This window comes from Streptomyces sp. NPDC051576, assembly GCF_040681835.1.
Taxonomy (GTDB): Bacteria; Actinomycetota; Actinomycetes; order Streptomycetales; family Streptomycetaceae; genus Streptomyces.
The window spans coordinates 382,980-400,024 of sequence record NZ_JBFAZO010000013.1 but is presented as its reverse complement, the minus strand read 5'-3'; the positions used below and the strand labels follow the sequence as shown (position 1 = coordinate 400,024).

The window sequence follows — 17,045 nt, the reverse complement described above, 5'->3', positions numbered from 1 at the left end:
CTTCGGTCTTGCGTTTCCGACTCTATCAGACCGTTTCCGGACCCGATTTCCTCGGCGCTTTCCAGGTTTCCGCTTCCGCGTTTCCCTTTCCGGCGTTTCCGACTTTATCAGAAGTTCTGAGTCGGAATTTCCGGCCCCCCGGGAGTGGCTCCCGTACACGCGAAGTGTCCGGGTTCCCCCTCAGGCGGAGCCGTAAACGTACTGGAGCGGGCCGCCTCGATGCAAATCGAGGCGGCCCGCTCCAGGTTCACGCGTACGAGGGGGTCGTACGACGGTCAGACCTCCACGACGACCGGGAGGATCATCGGCCTGCGCCGATAGTTGTCCGAGACCCACTTGCCCAACGTCCGGCGGATCAGTTGCTGCAGTTGGTGGGGCTCCACCACGCCGTCCTGGGCCGAGCGCTCCAGGACCTCCGTGATCCTCGGGACCACCTCGACGAAGGCGGAGTCGTCGATGCCGGAGCCTCGGGCCTGGATGTGCGGACCGCCCGTGATCTTGCCGGTGGACGAGTCGACCACGACGAAGACCGAGATGATGCCCTCGTCGCCCAGGATCCTGCGGTCCTTCAGCGCGGGTTCGCCGACATCGCCGACCGAGAGACCGTCGACGTAGACGTAACCCGCCTGGACCTTGCCCGAGATCTTGGCCTTGCCCCCGACAAGGTCGACGACCACGCCGTCCTCGGCGATGACGATCCGGTCGTGCGGAACGCCGGTCATGGCGCCCAGTTCGGCGTTGGCCCGTAGGTGGCGCCATTCGCCGTGGACCGGCATCAGGTTCTTCGGGCGGCAGATGTTGTAGAAGTACAGCAGCTCGCCGGCCGAGGCATGTCCGGAGACGTGGACCTTGGCGTTGCCCTTGTGGACGACGTTCGCACCCCAACGGGTCAGGCCGTTGATCACCCGGTAGACGGCGTTCTCGTTGCCCGGGATGAGTGACGACGCCAGGATCACCGTGTCGCCGGCGACGATGCGGATCTGGTGGTCACGGTTGGCCATCCGGGACAGGGCGGCCATCGGTTCGCCCTGCGAGCCCGTGCAGACCAGGACGACCTCGCTGTCCGGGAGGTCGTCGAGCGTCTTGACGTCGACGACCAGGCCCGGCGGAACCTTGAGGTAGCCGAGGTCACGCGCGATGCCCATGTTGCGGACCATCGAGCGGCCGACGAAGGCGACCCGCCGGCCGTACTCATGGGCCGTGTCCAGGATCTGCTGGATGCGGTGCACGTGGCTGGCGAAGCTCGCCACGATGATGCGCTTGCGGGCGCCGGCGAAGACCTGCCGCAGGACGTTGGAGATGTCCCGCTCTGGCGGGACGAATCCCGGCACCTCGGCGTTGGTCGAGTCGGCGAGGAGCAGGTCGATGCCCTCCTCGCTCAGCCGTGCGAACGCGTGTAGATCTGTCAGTCGACCGTCCAGCGGCAACTGGTCCATCTTGAAGTCGCCGGTGTGGACGACCATGCCCGCGGGGGTGCGGATGGCGACCGCGAGGGCGTCCGGGATCGAGTGGTTGACCGCGACGAACTCGCAGTCGAAGGGGCCGATGCGCTCGCGGTGCCCCTCGGCGACCTCAAGCGTGTACGGGCGGATGCGGTGCTCCTGGAGCTTCGCCTCGATGAGGGCGAGGGTCAGCTTGGAGCCGATCAGCGGGATGTCCGCCTTCTCGCGAAGGAGGAAGGGCACTCCGCCGATGTGGTCCTCGTGTCCGTGCGTGAGGACGATGCCGTCGATGTCGTCGAGGCGGTCCCTGATGGACGTGAAGTCCGGCAGGATCAGGTCGATTCCGGGCTGCTCCTCCTCGGGGAAGAGCACGCCGCAGTCGACGATGAGCAGACGGCCGCCGTATTCGAAGACCGTCATGTTTCGGCCGATTTCCCCGAGGCCGCCGAGTGGGGTGACCCTCAGGCCGCCTTCGGGGAGCTTGGGCGGCGGGGCGAGTTCAGGATGCGGATGACTCAAAAGACTCTCCTACCCATGCGCGCCACGTACCGATAGGCACGTGGCGCGCATGACGTTCGTGCAAGTGCTGTTGTCTGTGTGGGGTGCAGGCGCCGAGGCCCTGCGTATTCAGTTGTGAAGTCCGTTGTCAGAGCTGTACCCCGCCGGCGGCAAGATCGATCTTGAGCTGGGCGATCTCCTCGGGCGAGCACTCGACCATGGGTGAGCGCAGCGGTCCGGAGGGCAGTCCCTGGAGGGTGAGCGCGGCCTTGGTGGTCATGACGCCCTGGGTGCGGAACATGCCGGTGTAGACGGGGAGCAGCTTCTGGTGGATCTCGGTGGCCTTCTGGACGTCACCGGAGACATACGCGTCCACCAGGGTTCGCAGTTCGGGAGTGACCACATGGCCGACGACCGAGACGAAGCCGACCGCGCCCACGGAGAGCAGCGGCAGGTTCAGCATGTCGTCGCCGGAGTACCAGGCCAGGTCGGTCCGGGCGATGGCCCAACTGGCGCGGCCGAGGTCGCCCTTGGCGTCCTTGTTGGCGACGATCCTCGGGTGCTCGGCGAGTCGGACCATTGTCTCGGTGCCGATCGGGACGCCACTGCGGCCGGGGATGTCGTAGAGCATGACCGGCAGTTCGGCGGCGTCCGCGACCGTGGTGAAGTGCCGGTACAGGCCCTCCTGCGGGGGCTTGTTGTAGTACGGCGTGACGACGAGCAGGCCGTGTGCGCCGGTGCGTTCGGCCGTACGGGCGAGTTCGACGCTGTGGTGGGTGTCGTTGGTGCCGACGCCCGCGATGACGTGGGCCCGGTCGCCGACCGCTTCCAGTACGGCTCGTACGAGATCCGCTTTCTCCGCGTCGCTGGTGGTCGGGGACTCACCGGTGGTGCCGTTGATGATCAGGCCGTCGTTGCCTGCGTCCACCAGGTGGGTAGCGAGCCGCTGGGCGCCGTCGAGGTCGAGTGCGCCGTCCGCCGTGAAGGGCGTGACCATGGCGGTGAGGACCCGCCCGAAGGGGGTCTGCGGAGTGGAGGTCGGAGCCATGGGTAACACGCTACTCGCTGCTCAATGCGGGGTCTGCCCTCGGGGCAGGCGACAAGTCGTGACAAATATGGAGCCCGGCACTGCCTGCTCGGGGGTTCAAGCAGTGCCGGGTCCGTTTGATCAGGCTAGATGAACTTCTCTAAATGCCGCAATACGGACACTTCGCGCAAGCCATCCGTACATGTGTGCCCGATCGACAAACTGAGGTGCGCTACGGGGCGACACGGCCGTTGGCGTTGAACGCGGAGTAGGTGAGCGGCATGAGCTTGGCCCACTGCTCCTCCATCTTCTCGCCGACCATCTCGATCTCCCGCTGCGGGAAGGACGGGACCTTCGCCAGCTCGTGCTGGGTGCGCAGGCCGAGGAAGTGCATCAGCGAGCGTGCGTTGCACGTGGCGTACATCGAGGAGAAGAGGCCGACAGGGAGGACCGCGCGGGCGACCTCGCGGGCGACGCCGGCGGCGAGCATCTCCTGGTACGCCTCGTACGACCGGCGGTACGAGTCCTCCATGGCGCGGCCGACCAGCTCCTGCTGGGCCTCGGTGCCCTCCACGAAGACGTACTTGCCCGGGCGGCCCTCCTGGACCAGCTTGCGGGACTCGCCGGGGACGTAGAAGACCGGCTGGAGCTCCCGGTAGCGGCCCGATTCCTCGTTGTACGACCAGCCCACGCGGTGCCGCATGAACTCGCGGAAGACGAAGATCGGGGCGCTGATGAAGAAGGTCATCGAGTTGTGCTCGAAGGGGCTGCCGTGCCGGTCCCGCATCAGGAAGTTGATCAGGCCCTTGGAGCGCTCGGGGTCCTTGCCCATCTCGTCAAGGGACTGCTCGCCGATCGTCGAGACGCGGGCGGCGAAGAGCACGTCCGCGTCGGACGCGGTGTGCTTGACCAGCTCAACGGTGACATCGCTACGGAAACTGGGCTTGAGGTCATCGGCGGGAGTATCAGTCACGGCTCGGCGGGTCCTTCCATCAGGGCTCTCGGGCGGCGCCCACTCTACGGCCCGGCACTGACATCGGGGCGTTCGGTGCTGTGCCGCGACATTCTTCTGCGAATTCGGTGAAACGGGGCACCAATTGAGGCGTTCGCTCGTCTGTCTTGGTGAGAGCCACCCGTTCGATCCCGATTCGATCCCCGAAGGGAGAAGCACCACCGATGTTCCGTCGGCGCGAACCCGTCCCGTTCGCCTTCATCGCCGAGCACGACCGTTTCCGCAGCAATGTCACCCCGCCGCCCCATGAGCGTGCGTCCGCCGCTCAGATAACCGGGCGCTGGCTCCTGGGCCTCACGATCGTCGCGGGGATCGTGGGCTCCCTGGTCCTCGGGATGCCGGCGTTGTCCCAGAACAACCTCTCGACACAGAACCAACAGTCGCAGGCCGCCGACAACCGCTGACCAGGCACGTACTGGGTCTTGACTCATCCGGACCCCCAAGGGTGGTGAGCGGGAACACGGCCGGATAGCCTCACCGGGCACAGCCCACGCATGGAATTCAGTGAGGACACCAGCCGTGCCCCTGCCCTTCCTTACGGCCGACCGCGCATTCGAGGCCGCGGACGAGCTCGCGCTGCCGTTCGACGACCGCGACCACTGGCGCCGCCCCTACCGGCCCGGACCGTGGCGGGTGGCGGTGGCCGCGCTCGTCCTGCTGCTCGCGTCGTATGTGCTGTTCGCGGCGGTCATCATCGCGTTGACCGGCTCGCCGTCCGAGGCCGGGGTGATCCTCGGCATCGCGGCGGTCGTCATCGTCTGCTCCCTGCGGCTGCTGCGCATGGGCGTGTGGGTGAGCGCGCGCGGGCTGCGCCGGGTGCGGTTCCTCTTCACGCGTACGGTGCCGTGGGACCGGATCGTCGCCGTGCGGACGGTGCAGCAGCCGGTGCGCTGGCTCGGGCTGCCGCGCACGGTGCAGGGGCAGGCGCTGGTCCTCGTACGGAAGGACCGGGCCCCCGGGGACGTGCCCGCGCTGCTGACCACGCACGATCTCGACTTCGTGGCGCGTGCCTCCGCCTTCGACCGGGCCGCGGACTCGGTCGAGGTGTGGTCCGACGAGTACCGGCGCAGCTGACCGCCCGACAGCAGCCGTATGCCGAAGGGGCCGGTCCGCAGCGCGTGCGGACCGGCCCCTTCGGCGTGTACGGACGTTCAGACCTGCACGGGTCTGCCGTCGTGCAGGGCGATCGCGCGTTGCATCGCCTTGCGGGCGCGGGGGGTGTCGCGGGCGTCGTGGTAGGCGACGGCGAGGCGGAACCAACTGCGCCAGTCGTCCGGGGCGTCCTCCGTCTCGGCCTTGCGCTTGGCGAAGACCTCGTCGGCGGAGTCGCGGTCGATGCGGCCGCCGGGTGTGCGCCTCAACTCGTCGACGGGCAGGCCGCCTTCGGCGTCGAGTTCGGCGGCGAGGCGGTTGGCCTTGCGGACGAACTGGGTGTTCTTCCAGAGGAACCACACGCCGATCACCGGCAGGATCAGGACCGCGATCCCGAAGGTGACGGTGATGACCGTGCCCGACTGTATGAGCATGACGCCGCGGCTGCCGACCAGGACGAAGTAGAAGACCAGGACGGCCGCCGTGACGCCGTAGGTGAGCTTGGCGCGCATGTCAGCCCAGGTCCAGGAAGTGCTCCAGGCCGAACGTGAGGCCCGGGGTCGTCACCACGCGGCGGGCGCCGAGCAGGATGCCCGGCATGAAGCTGCTGTGGTGCAGGGAGTCGTGCCGGACGGTCAGGGTCTCGCCCTCGCCGCCCAGCAGGACCTCCTGGTGGGCCAGCAGGCCGCGCAGCCGGACGGCATGCACCGGGACGCCGTCGACGTTCGCACCGCGCGCCCCGTCCAGGGCCGTGGTCGTGGCGTCCGGAGCGGGGGCCGAGCCCGCCTTGGCGCGGGCCTCCGCGATGAGCTGAGCCGTGCGGGTGGCGGTGCCGCTGGGGGCGTCCACCTTGTTCGGGTGGTGCAGTTCGATGACCTCGACCGACTCGAAGTAGGGCGCGGCGATCTGCGCGAACTTCATGGTCAGGACGGCCCCGATGGAGAAGTTGGGCGCGATGAGGACGCCCGTCTCCGGGGACTTGTCCAGCCAGCCGGTCAACTGCGCGAGGCGCTCGTCGGTCCAGCCCGTCGTACCGACGACCGCGTGGATGCCGTGGCCCACACAGAAGTCGAGGTTGTCCATCACCGAGGCGGGGGTGGTCAGTTCGACCGCGACCTGGGCGCCGCTCGCCGTGAGCGTCTCCAGGGTGTCGCCGCGGCCGAGGGCGGCCACAAGCTCCATGTCCTCGGCGGCCTCGACGGCTCGTACGGCCTCCGAACCGATACGGCCCTGGGCACCGAGGACCGCCACGCGCAGCTTGCTCATCGTTCTTGCTTCCTTACGACTGGTGTTAGGCGACGGCGTCCTGAAGTCGGGCCGCCTGCTTGTCCTTGAGCGGGCCGATGACCGCCAGCGAGGGCCGCTGTCCCAGGATCTCGCGGGCGACCGAGCGGACCTCGTCCGGGGTGACCGACGCGATCCTGGCCAGCAGATCGTCGACGGACATCTGCTCGCCCCAGCACAGCTCGCTCTTGCCGATGCGGTTCATCAGCGCGCCCGTGTCTTCGAGGCCCAGGACGGTGGAGCCCTGGAGCTGGCCGACGGCGCGGCCGATCTCGTCGTCGGACAGGCCGTTCGTGGCGACCTGGTCGAGTTCGTCGCGGCAGATCTTCAGCACGTCGTGGACCTGCGAGGGCCGGCAGCCGGCGTAGACGCCGAAGAGGCCGCAGTCGGCGAAGCCGGACGTGTACGAGTACACGCTGTAGGCCAGGCCGCGCTTCTCACGGACCTCCTGGAACAGGCGGGAGGACATGCCGCCGCCGAGGGCCGTGTTGAGGACCCCGAGCGCCCAGCGACGGTCGTCCGTGCGGGCCAGGCCGGGCATTCCGAGCACGACGTGCGCCTGTTCGGTCTTGCGGCCGATCAGTTCGACGCGGCCCGTGGTGCGCAGGGCGCGGCGGCCGTCGCGCGGGGCGATGGGCGCGGCCTGGGCGTTCTTGAAGGCGCCGGCCTTGTCGAAGGCGGCACGGACCTGTCGTACGACCTTGTCGTGGTCGATGTTGCCGGCGGCCGCGACCACGAGGTGGGTCGGGTCGTAGTGCTTCTTGTAGAAGCGGCGGATGCGGTCCGCGGTGAGGGCGTTGACGGTGTCGACGGTGCCGAGGACCGGGCGGCCGAGGGGGTTGTCGCCGAACATCGTGCGCGCGAACAGGTCGTGCACACAGTCGCCCGGGTCGTCCTCCGTCATCGCGATCTCTTCGAGGATGGCGCCGCGCTCGACGTTGACGTCCTCCTCGCGGATCAGGGAGCCCGTCAGCATGTCGCAGACCACATCGATGGCGAGCGGCAGGTCGGTGTCGAGCACGCGCGCGTAGTAACACGTGTACTCCTTCGCCGTGAACGCGTTCATCTCGCCGCCGACCGCGTCGATCGCGGAGGAGATGTCCAGCGCGCTGCGCGTGTGCGTGCCCTTGAAGAGCAGGTGCTCCAGGTAGTGCGTGGCGCCGTTCAGGGACGGCGTCTCGTCGCGGGAGCCGACGTGTGCCCAGATGCCGAAGGTCGCGGAGCGGACCGAGGGCAGCGTCTCGGTGACGATGCGCAGGCCGCCCGGGAGGGTGGTCTTACGGACCGTACCGATGCCGTTGGTGCCCTGGATGAGGGTTTGCGTACGGGCGACGGCCCGCGCCTCCGAGGAGGTGCGGGCCGTCGTCGTGGTGCTGGTCGACGTCACTTGTCGCCGTCGTCCTTCTTGTCGTCATCGGCGTTCTCTTCACCCTCGATGACGGGGATCAGGGAGAGCTTGCCGCGGGAGTCGATCTCGGCGATCTCGACCTGGACCTTCTGGCCCACACCGACGACGTCCTCGACGTTCTCCACGCGCTTGCCGCCGGCGAGCTTGCGGATCTGCGAGATGTGCAGCAGACCGTCCTTGCCCGGGAGCAGCGATACGAACGCGCCGAAGGTGGTGGTCTTGACGACCGTACCCAGGTAGCGCTCGCCGACCTCCGGCATGGTCGGGTTGGCGATGCCGTTGATCGTGGCGCGGGCGGCCTCGGCCTGCGAGCCGACCTGGGCACCGATGTAGATGGTGCCGTCGTCCTCGATCGTGATCTCGGCGCCGGTGTCCTCCTGGATCTGGTTGATCATCTTGCCCTTCGGGCCGATGACCTCGCCGATCTTGTCCACGGGGATCTTGACGGTGATGATCCGCGGGGCGTTCGGGGACATCTCGTCCGGCGTGTCGATCGCTTCCATCATCACGTCGAGGATGTGGAGGCGGGCGTCACGGGCCTGCTTGAGGGCGGCGGCCAGGACGGAGGCGGGGATGCCGTCCAGCTTGGTGTCGAGCTGGAGGGCGGTGACGAATTCCTTGGTGCCGGCGACCTTGAAGTCCATGTCGCCGAAGGCGTCCTCCGCACCGAGGATGTCGGTGAGGGCGACGTAGTGCGTCTCGCCGTTGATCTCCTGGGAGATCAGGCCCATGGCGATACCGGCGACGGGGGCCTTGAGGGGCACACCGGCGTTCAGCAGCGACATGGTGGAGGCGCAGACCGAGCCCATGGACGTCGAGCCGTTCGACCCGAGGGCCTCGGAGACCTGACGGATCGCGTAGGGGAACTCCTCGCGCGTCGGGAGGACCGGGACCAGGGCGCGCTCGGCGAGCGCACCGTGGCCGATCTCGCGGCGCTTGGGGGAGCCGACGCGGCCGGTCTCGCCGACGGAGTACGGCGGGAAGTTGTAGTTGTGCATGTAGCGCTTGCGGGTCACCGGGGAGAGGGTGTCCAGCTGCTGCTCCATGCGGAGCATGTTGAGGGTGGTGACGCCCAGGATCTGGGTCTCGCCACGCTCGAACAGCGCCGAGCCGTGCACGCGCGGGATGGCCTCGACCTCGGCGGCGAGCGTACGGATGTCCGTGACGCCGCGGCCGTCGATGCGCTTCTTCTCCTTGATGACGCGCTCACGGACCAGGGCCTTGGTCAGCGAGCGGTACGCGGCGGAGATCTCCTTCTCGCGGCCCTCGAACTCCGGGAGGAGCTTCTCGGCGGCGAGACCCTTGACGCGGTCCAGCTCGGCCTCGCGGTCCTGCTTGCCGGCGATGGTCAGCGCGGAGGCCAGCTCCGGGCGGACGGCGGCGGTGAGGGCCTCCAGGACGTCGTCCTGGTAGTCGAGGAAGATCGGGAACTCGCCGGTCGGCTTGGCGGCCTTCGCGGCGAGGTCGGCCTGGGCCTTGCAGAGCACCTTGATGAAGGGCTTCGCGGCGTCCAGACCGGAGGCGACGACCTCCTCGGTCGGCGCCTCGGCGCCGCCCTGCACGAGCTGAATGGTCTTCTCGGTGGCCTCGGCCTCGACCATCATGATCGCGACGTCGCCGTCCTCCAGGACGCGACCGGCGACGACCATGTCGAAGACGGCGTCCTCGAGCTCGGTGTGCGTCGGGAACGCGACCCACTGGCCGTTGATCAGCGCGACGCGGACGCCGCCGACCGGGCCGGAGAAGGGCAGACCGGCCAGCTGCGTGGACGCGGAGGCGGCGTTGATCGCCACGACGTCGTACAGGTGGTCGGGGTTGAGGGCCATGATCGTCGCGACGACCTGGATCTCGTTGCGCAGGCCCTTCTTGAAGGAGGGGCGCAGCGGGCGGTCGATCAGGCGGCAGGTGAGGATCGCGTCCTCGGAGGGCCGGCCCTCACGGCGGAAGAAGCTGCCGGGGATCTTGCCGGCGGCGTACATCCGCTCCTCGACGTCCACCGTGAGGGGGAAGAAGTCGAGCTGGTCCTTGGGGTTCTTGGAGGCGGTGGTGGCCGACAGCACCATGGTGTCGTCGTCCAGGTACGCCACGGCGGAGCCGGCGGCCTGCTTGGCCAGGCGGCCCGTCTCGAAGCGGATGGTGCGGGTGCCGAAGGAGCCGTTGTCGATGACGGCCTCGGCGTAGTGGGTCTCGTTCTCCACTAGTGTTTTCTCCGTTACTTTTCGTCTGCGTTCGTCTTTTGTCCCGGTCCGCCCGTGTGGCGGGGGGACGTGCGCGGAGAAGCGCTCCATCTGGTGCGGGCCGGTCTTCGATCGAAGCACCCGGGTTCGCATCGCCCGGGAGCCACTACCGAGGACCGGCGGCGGCGAGGTGCACTTCTCCTCGTGGTGTTGCGTTGTGCTACCACACTACAAAGCGTCAGTGACACTCCGCATGTTTCTGCACGCACGGCAGAGTTTCCGCACGTACGGCAAAGGGAGCGGCTCCCGATCGTTTCGGGACCCGCTCCCTTCACGGCGTCTTACTTGGCGCCCGCCGCACCGCGGCGGATGCCCAGGCGGTCGACCAGCGCACGGAAGCGCTGGATGTCCTTCTTGGCCAGGTACTGGAGCAGCCGGCGGCGCTGACCGACCAGGATCAGCAGACCACGACGGGAGTGGTGGTCGTGCTTGTGGGTCTTGAGGTGCTCGGTCAGGTCCGAGATGCGGCGCGAGAGCATGGCGACCTGGACCTCGGGGGAGCCGGTGTCGCCCTCCTTCTGGCCGAACTCACTGATGAGCTGCTTCTTCGTAGCGGCGTCGAGCGACACGCGTACTCCTCGTAGTCTTTGATGTGCCACCGAGTGCCCCTGGTCCACTTCTCAGGGGAGCTTCCGTGACTCGGAAGGCGGGATCCGCTGGGCGCTGCCTCCGGAGCGGTGAGCTTCGGGGGTGCGTACACAAACGGCCGCTACACAGCGTACCAGCCTGGGGGGACGCGTCGGTCCAGGTCCGCGAAGGGCCCTGGCCGGGGCGGATACGGCCACTAGGGTGATCCACGTCCACATGTGGATGGTGGATCACGTCGGTTCGTCGGGAAGGGGTCGCTTCGCCATGGCGGAGACGGAGCAGGAGATCAAGGCACGCAAGGAGCGGGAGCGGGACGAGCTGTACGCCCTCGACATCTCGGGCGTCGAGTGGCGCAGCGCGCCGGGCACGGAGGAGCACGAGGAGCGCGTCGAGATCGCCGACCTGCCCGACGGGGCGGTGGCGATGCGTTCGTCGCTCGACCCGGACACCGTGCTGCGGTACACGGAGGCGGAGTGGCGGGCGTTCGTGCTGGGGGCCCGGGACGGGGAGTTCGATCTGGAGCCGGCTCCGGAGGAGCAGTAGTCGTAGGTGCAGAAGTCGTAGGTACGGAGGAGGGGCGGCACGCGTGCGTGCCGCCCCTCCTCCTTTTTGTCTACGGTCCTCAGCTGGTCATCGCCCGTGCCTGCGCGTACACGTCGAAGACGGCCAGGGACAGCGGGATCAGCGTGAGCAGGACGAAGCTCTCGGCGATCTCCAGGAAGCGGCCCCAGAAGGGGGTGACTCCGCGCTTCGGAGTGATCAGGCCGACGGCGGTGACCAGCGCGGTGGAGGCGGCGACGGCAGCCGCGAGCCACACGCTGCGGATGTCGAGGGAGTTCGGGTCGCCCAGGAAGGCGTCCCGCACGTACGCGTGCGGCGGGTTCAGGGCGAGGCCGAGGCCCAGGAAGACAAGGGCGGCCAGGCCCGCGGCGAGGGTGGCGCCGACCTGGGCGGTGTAGCGGAACAGGTGGGCGCGCATCAGCATCGCGACACCGGTGGCGAGCGCGAGGAGCTGGGCCCACACGTCGCTGGAGAAGCCGAGGACGATCGAGGCGCCCACGGAGACGAGGGCGCAGCCGCCGACCAGGCCGACGAGGAGTTCATGGCCACGGCGGGCGCGTGCTGCGATGCGCTCGGCGTCGACGGGCTCCTGGACCACGGGTTCGCCGTCGCCGTAGCCGCCGCGGCTGGGGTTGGGCGGTTCGAAGCCGATGGGGAGGCGGGCGAAGCGCATGGACAGGCCCGGCAGGAAGGCGAGCGCGCACACCGAGAGCGGGGCGCAGACGGCGGCCGTCTCGATGGGCTTCAGTTCGGCGAGCATCGCGACGAACGTCGTCAGCAGGCCGATCGCGGAGGCGAAGACGAAGGCCACGAAGGGGCCGTCGCCGCCGGGCGACACCAGGGTGAGGACTACGGAGGCGACGAGGACGGCGGCGCAGGCGAGCAGGAACTGGAGCCGCCCGATGCCCTGCCCTTCGGAGAAGGGCAGCAGTCCGGAGCCCGCCACGGCGATGTTCGGGAGCGCACCCAGGCCCAGGGCGACCGCCGAGCCCCGGTCGTCGTACACGCGCGCGCGGACGCAGGCGATGGTGATGAGGAGGATGCCGGCGAGGCCTGCGACGATGCCCTGGAGGCTGTTCATGTCGTGGTGGATCTGGGAGCTCCAGGCCACGAACGCGAGCAGCGCGGGCAGGATGCCGCCGGCGACGAGACCGGCGGCGCGCGTCAACTCGCCGTTCCACAGGGCACGGTCACGGGTGACGGCGGAGGCGACCGCCTCGGAGACGTCGTCGTAGACCGCGGGCGGCAGCGAGTCGGCGAAGGGGCGCAGGGTGAGGAGTTCGCCGTCGAGGATGCGCTGGGCGGCGAAGGAGCGGGCGCCGTCGAGGACGGTGCCGTCGCGGCGTACGAGGTGGTAGCCGACGGGGGCGCCCTCGGCGAGGCTCTGCTGGGAGAGCCGCAGGATCTCCGGGTACAGGTCGGCGACCGGTACGTCGTCGGGCAGGGCCACGTCGATCCGGCTGTCGGGGGCCACGATGGTGACCCGGCAGAAGCCGAAGCCCATGCCCGCTCCGGAAGGGGCTCCGCTGCCCGTTCCGCCGGTCGCGCCGGTCGGCGCGGAGGCCGTGATGCTCACCTGCTGTTCCCCCTCGTCAGTGACGGCCGGTCGCTCGCGAAGCCGCCGCTCGTTCGCGACGCTGCGGGCATCCGCCGTAAAGATCCTGTGTAGGTCGTGCCGTGCCGCCCGTCCCGCCGGTCAACCGCGCCGTCGCGCCCGGCTCACAACGGGATTCGCACGCTCCGAACGCTGTGGTTTTGTCCGGTTTTCCCGGAACGATTCGCAACTGCTCACACGTCTCACGGGCACCCTACCGCCCGCCGTTGTCAGTGGTTGTCAGTAGGATCGCGCAGTGCGGATCGGCGTCCGCCCGACACGGGGCGGCGGACGAAACAACTCGGTCCGGCAAGGGAATTGGTGCTTAGTGAGCCAGATCGTCGTCAAGCGGCCGCCGAGGTCGCTGCCGAAGGAAGTGCCCACGGACGAGGTGCTGCTGCAGGCTCCGCCGGAGCTTCCGCGCGGCCAGCAGGAGGGCGCTCTGATGCAGCTCCTGCCCATGCTCGGCATGGGCGGGTCGGTGGTGTTCTTCTTCAACCCCAGTGCCCAGCCCTTCATGAAGATCATGGGCATGGTGATGATCGCGTCGACGCTCGCCATGGGTGTCTCGATGCTGGTCCGCTACCGCCGGGGCAACCAGGGGCAGATGGCCGACATGCGCCGCGACTACCTCCGCTACCTGTCGCAGACCCGGCGTACGGCCCTGGAGACCGCGCGCTCCCAGCGCGACGCCCAGTACTACCTGCACCCTTCGCCGGAGCAACTGTGGGCACTGGTCGCCGAGGGCAGCCGGGTGTGGGAACGGCGGACGAACGACGAGGACTTCGGACAGGTCCGGGTGGGCCTCGGCCCACAGGGGCTCGCCACCCCGCTGATCCCGCCGCAGACCGCCCCGGTCGACGAGCTGGAACCGCTGACCGCGGGCGCCATGCAGCGTTTCCTGGCCACGCACGGCACCCTTGAGGACCTGCCGATGGCGGTCTCGCTGCGCGCCTTCTACCACGTGACGATCAGCGGCGAACCGGCCACCGTGCGCGGCGCGGCCCGTGCCGTCACCGCCTCCCTCGCCTCGCTGCACTCCCCCGAGGACCTGGTCATCGCCGTCGCCACCGGGCGCGAGTCGGTGCCCGAGTGGGAGTGGGCCAAGTGGCTGCCGCACGCGCAGTCCCCCGGCCTCGCGGACGGCGCGGGCAGTGTGCGCCTGATCACGACCGACCCGATGCATCTGGAGGAGATGCTGGCCGACCGGCTCCAGGGCCGGCCGCGTTTCCACCCCTCCGGAGCACCGGTGCCCGAACAGCCGCACCTGGTGGTCGTGTTGGACGGCGTCTCCCTGCCGCCGACCTCGTTCCTGGCGAGCCCCGAGGGCCTCCAGGGTGTGACGATCGTCGAGGTCGTGCCCGGCGACCTCAGCAGCGGCCGCGGCGACCTCTCCGTCGTCGTACACCCGAAGGAACTCCGTCTGGAGTCGGGCCACGGCATGGTCTACGAGGGCACGCCGGACGTGCTGTCGTACGAGGCCGCCGAGGCGCTGGCCCGTCAACTGGCGCCGCTGCGCATGGTGTCAGGCGGTGACGACGACGAACCGCTGCTCGCCAACCTGGAGTTCACGGATCTGCTGAACCTGGGCGACGCGGCCTCCGTCGACCCGAAGCGGACCTGGCGCCCGCGCTCGACGGCGGAGCGGCTGCGGGTGCCGATCGGGCTCGGCGAGGACGGCCGGCCCGTGATGCTGGACCTCAAGGAGGCGGCGCAGGAGGGCATGGGCCCGCACGGCCTGTGTGTCGGCGCCACCGGTTCCGGCAAGTCGGAGCTGCTGCGCACGCTGGTCCTCGGCCTCGCGGTGACGCACTCCTCCGAGACACTGAACTTCGTCCTCGCGGACTTCAAGGGCGGTGCGACCTTCGCCGGTATGGCGCAGATGCCACATGTGGCGGCCGTGATCACCAACCTGGCGGACGACCTGACCCTCGTCGACCGTATGGGTGACTCGATCCGCGGCGAGTTGAACCGCCGCCAGGAGATGCTCCGCGACGCGGGCAACTACGCGAACATCCACGACTACGAGAAGGCACGCGCGGCGGGCGCCCCCCTTCAACCGGTGCCCTCCCTCGTCCTGGTGATCGACGAGTTCAGTGAACTCCTCACCGCCAAGCCGGACTTCATCGAGATGTTCGTGCAGATCGGCCGCATCGGCCGTTCGCTGGGCGTGCATCTGCTGCTCGCCTCGCAGCGCCTGGAGGAGGGCCGGCTGCGCGGCCTGGAGACATACCTCTCCTACCGGATCGGCCTGCGCACGTTCTCGGCGGCCGAGTCGCGGGCCGCGCTCGGTGTGCCGGACGCGTACGAGCTGCCGAACGTGCCGGGTTCCGGCTTCCTGAAGTACGGCACCGACGAAATGGTGCGCTTCAAGGCGGCGTACGTCTCCGGGGTGTACCGGACCAGTTCGCAGCAGTCCGCCGCGCTCGGCGGACCGCTCCCGGTCGACCGCAGGCCGGTCCTCTTCACGGCGGCGCAGGTGCCGGTGCAGTACGCGCCCGTGCCGCGCCAGCGCCAGGAGAAGACTGTCGACGAGAAGGACGACGCCCTCGCCGACACCGTGCTCGACGTGATCGTGCGGCGCCTGGAGGCGCAGGGTCCGGCCGCCCACCAGGTGTGGCTGCCCCCGCTCGACAGCCCGCCGTCGCTCGACTCGCTGCTGCCCGGACTGGCGGCCGTCCCCGGCCGGGGCATGACCCAGCCCGGCTACGAGGGCGCGGGCCGCCTCATCGTCCCGGTCGGCCTGGTCGACAAGCCGTACGAGCAGCGACGCGACCCACTGTGGACCGACTTCGGCGGCGCGGCCGGCCATATGCAGATCCTCGGCGGCCCCCAGTCCGGCAAGTCGACACTCCTGCGCTCACTCATCGCCTCGTTCGCCCTCACCCACACTCCGCACGAAGTGCAGTTCTACGCACTGGACTTCGGCGGCGGCGGCCTGTCCGCCGTGGCCGGCCTGCCGCACGTCGGCGGGGTCGCCTCCCGCCTCGACCCCGAGAAGGTCCGGCGTACGGCGGCCGAGGTCTACGGCGTGATGACGCGCCGCGAGGAGTACTTCCGTACGGCGGGCATCTCCTCGATCTCCGAGTTCCGCACCCGCCGCGCGCGGGGCGACATCTCGCTGACCGACCAGCCCTGGGGCGACGTCTTCCTCGTCATCGACGGCTGGGGCAACTTCCGTACGGACTACGAGGCGTTGGAACCGATCGTGCTGGACATCGCGGCACGCGGCCTCGGTTACGGCATCCATGTGATCCTCACCGCTTCGCGCTCGATGGAGGTCCGCGCGAACATGAAGGACCACCTGATGAACCGTCTGGAGCTGCGACTCGGCGATCCGATGGACTCCGAGTTCGACCGCAAGGTCGCGGCCAACGTGCCCACGGGCGTGCCGGGTCGGGGCCAGACCCCGCAGAAGCAGCACTTCATGGCGGCGGTCCCACGCATCGACGGCCTGTCCTCCGACACGGATCTCGCGGAGGCGACGACGGCCCTCACGGCCGAGGTCTCCCGGCACTGGCAGGAGCCGGGGGCCCCCGAAGTCCGCCTGCTGCCCCGCGAGTTCGCCGCGGCCCAGCTCCCGCCGGGCGACCGCTTCCCCAACCGGGGCATCTCCTTCGCCCTCGACGAGGACAACCTGGAGCCGGTGTTCGTCGACTTCGACCAGGACCCGTTCTTCCTCGTCTTCGGCGAGAGCGAGTCCGGCAAGTCCAACCTGCTCAAGCTCCTCATCAAGCGCCTCAGCGAGCGCTACGACGGCGACGCCTGCAAGCTCTTCGTGGTCGACAACCGCCGCTCCCTGCTGGGCGTCACCCCGTCCTCGCACCTGGCCGAGTACATCCCCATGTCCAACCAGATGCAGCACCACATGGACGCCCTCGTCGACCTGATGCAGCGCAGGACACCGACCTCGGACGTGACCCCGCAGCAGCTCCGCGACCGCAGTTGGTGGCGAGGCCCGCAGGTCTTCGTGATCATCGACGACTACGACCTGGTCTCCACGTCGAGCGGCAACCCGCTGTCGGGCCTGACAGAGCTGCTGCCCTTCGCCCGCGACGTCGGCGTCCGCTTCATCATCGCCCGCTCCACGGCGGGCGCGGGGCGCGCCGGATACGAGTCCTTCATGCAGCGGATGAAGGAACTCGGCGCACAGGGCGTGGTGTTGGCCGGCGACCCGGCCGAGGGAGACCTGCTCGGCGGGGTTCGGCCGCGGCCGATGCCTGCGGGGCGGGGGGTGTTCGTTTCTCGGAAGCGGGGGAAGCCGTTGGTGCAGGTGGGGCGGGTGGACGGGGACGTGTAAGA

General features: G+C 69.2%; 13 protein-coding genes. 4 read left to right on the top strand and 9 right to left on the bottom strand.

Going from position 1 to position 17,045, the window contains the following annotated elements:
* Positions 1–275 precede the first annotated feature (275 nt).
* The 3 genes from AB0M63_RS37165 to thyX all read right to left on the bottom strand — a co-directional run bounded on the left by AB0M63_RS37165 (position 276) and on the right by thyX (position 3,940).
* Entirely contained in the window at positions 276–1,961 is a 1,686-nt protein-coding gene (locus tag AB0M63_RS37165) for a ribonuclease J (RefSeq protein ID WP_355924161.1), read from the bottom strand.
* A 127-nt stretch (positions 1,962–2,088) separates the two neighbouring features.
* A complete protein-coding gene (gene dapA, locus AB0M63_RS37160; RefSeq protein WP_355924163.1) occupies positions 2,089–2,988 on the bottom strand; it encodes a 4-hydroxy-tetrahydrodipicolinate synthase in 900 nt (299 codons plus the stop codon).
* A gap of 211 nt (positions 2,989–3,199) precedes the next feature.
* Positions 3,200–3,940 carry an FAD-dependent thymidylate synthase gene (gene thyX / locus AB0M63_RS37155; RefSeq protein ID WP_355924165.1) on the bottom strand — a complete coding sequence of 247 codons (741 nt, stop codon included), beginning with the start codon at positions 3,938–3,940 and terminating at the stop codon, positions 3,200–3,202.
* Between the two features lie 203 nt (positions 3,941–4,143).
* Between thyX and AB0M63_RS37150 the strand changes: the two genes are divergently transcribed.
* Both AB0M63_RS37150 and AB0M63_RS37145 read left to right on the top strand, forming a co-directional pair.
* Complete coding sequence (locus AB0M63_RS37150; protein ID WP_366022458.1) at positions 4,144–4,383, top strand: hypothetical protein; 240 nt, start codon at positions 4,144–4,146, stop codon at positions 4,381–4,383.
* 115 nt (positions 4,384–4,498) lie between these two features.
* Positions 4,499–5,053, top strand: coding sequence for a hypothetical protein (locus tag AB0M63_RS37145; RefSeq protein WP_355924169.1), 555 nt, complete (start codon positions 4,499–4,501; stop codon positions 5,051–5,053).
* A 77-nt stretch (positions 5,054–5,130) separates the two neighbouring features.
* On the opposite strand, the gene AB0M63_RS37140 is transcribed toward AB0M63_RS37145, so the two are convergent.
* The 5 genes from AB0M63_RS37140 to rpsO all read right to left on the bottom strand — a co-directional run bounded on the left by AB0M63_RS37140 (position 5,131) and on the right by rpsO (position 10,569).
* Positions 5,131–5,583 (bottom strand): tetratricopeptide repeat protein, encoded by a 453-nt coding sequence (locus AB0M63_RS37140; RefSeq protein WP_355924171.1) that lies wholly within the window; start codon positions 5,581–5,583, stop codon positions 5,131–5,133.
* A gap of 1 nt (position 5,584) precedes the next feature.
* Positions 5,585–6,337, bottom strand: a complete 753-nt coding sequence (gene dapB / locus AB0M63_RS37135) for a 4-hydroxy-tetrahydrodipicolinate reductase (RefSeq protein WP_355924173.1) — start codon at positions 6,335–6,337, stop codon at positions 5,585–5,587.
* 25 nt (positions 6,338–6,362) lie between these two features.
* Entirely contained in the window at positions 6,363–7,742 is a 1,380-nt protein-coding gene (locus AB0M63_RS37130; protein WP_358849764.1) for a pitrilysin family protein, read from the bottom strand.
* Positions 7,739–9,961 carry a polyribonucleotide nucleotidyltransferase gene (locus tag AB0M63_RS37125; RefSeq protein ID WP_355924177.1) on the bottom strand — a complete coding sequence of 741 codons (2,223 nt, stop codon included), beginning with the start codon at positions 9,959–9,961 and terminating at the stop codon, positions 7,739–7,741. Before AB0M63_RS37125 ends, AB0M63_RS37130 begins: the two co-directional genes overlap by 4 nt.
* A gap of 320 nt (positions 9,962–10,281) precedes the next feature.
* A complete protein-coding gene (gene rpsO, locus AB0M63_RS37120; RefSeq protein WP_019064787.1) occupies positions 10,282–10,569 on the bottom strand; it encodes a 30S ribosomal protein S15 in 288 nt (95 codons plus the stop codon).
* A 283-nt stretch (positions 10,570–10,852) separates the two neighbouring features.
* On the opposite strand from rpsO, the gene AB0M63_RS37115 reads away from it, so the two are divergent.
* Positions 10,853–11,131, top strand: coding sequence for a DUF397 domain-containing protein (locus AB0M63_RS37115; RefSeq protein ID WP_355924180.1), 279 nt, complete (start codon positions 10,853–10,855; stop codon positions 11,129–11,131).
* Positions 11,132–11,210: 79 nt separating this feature from the next.
* Here the strand turns inward: AB0M63_RS37115 and eccD are convergent, their stop codons facing one another.
* Complete coding sequence (gene eccD / locus AB0M63_RS37110; RefSeq protein ID WP_366022457.1) at positions 11,211–12,725, bottom strand: type VII secretion integral membrane protein EccD; 1,515 nt, start codon at positions 12,723–12,725, stop codon at positions 11,211–11,213.
* 346 nt (positions 12,726–13,071) lie between these two features.
* Between eccD and eccCa the strand changes: the two genes are divergently transcribed.
* Complete coding sequence (gene eccCa, locus AB0M63_RS37105; RefSeq protein ID WP_366022456.1) at positions 13,072–17,043, top strand: type VII secretion protein EccCa; 3,972 nt, start codon at positions 13,072–13,074, stop codon at positions 17,041–17,043.
* The last annotated feature ends 2 nt before the right edge of the window (positions 17,044–17,045 follow it).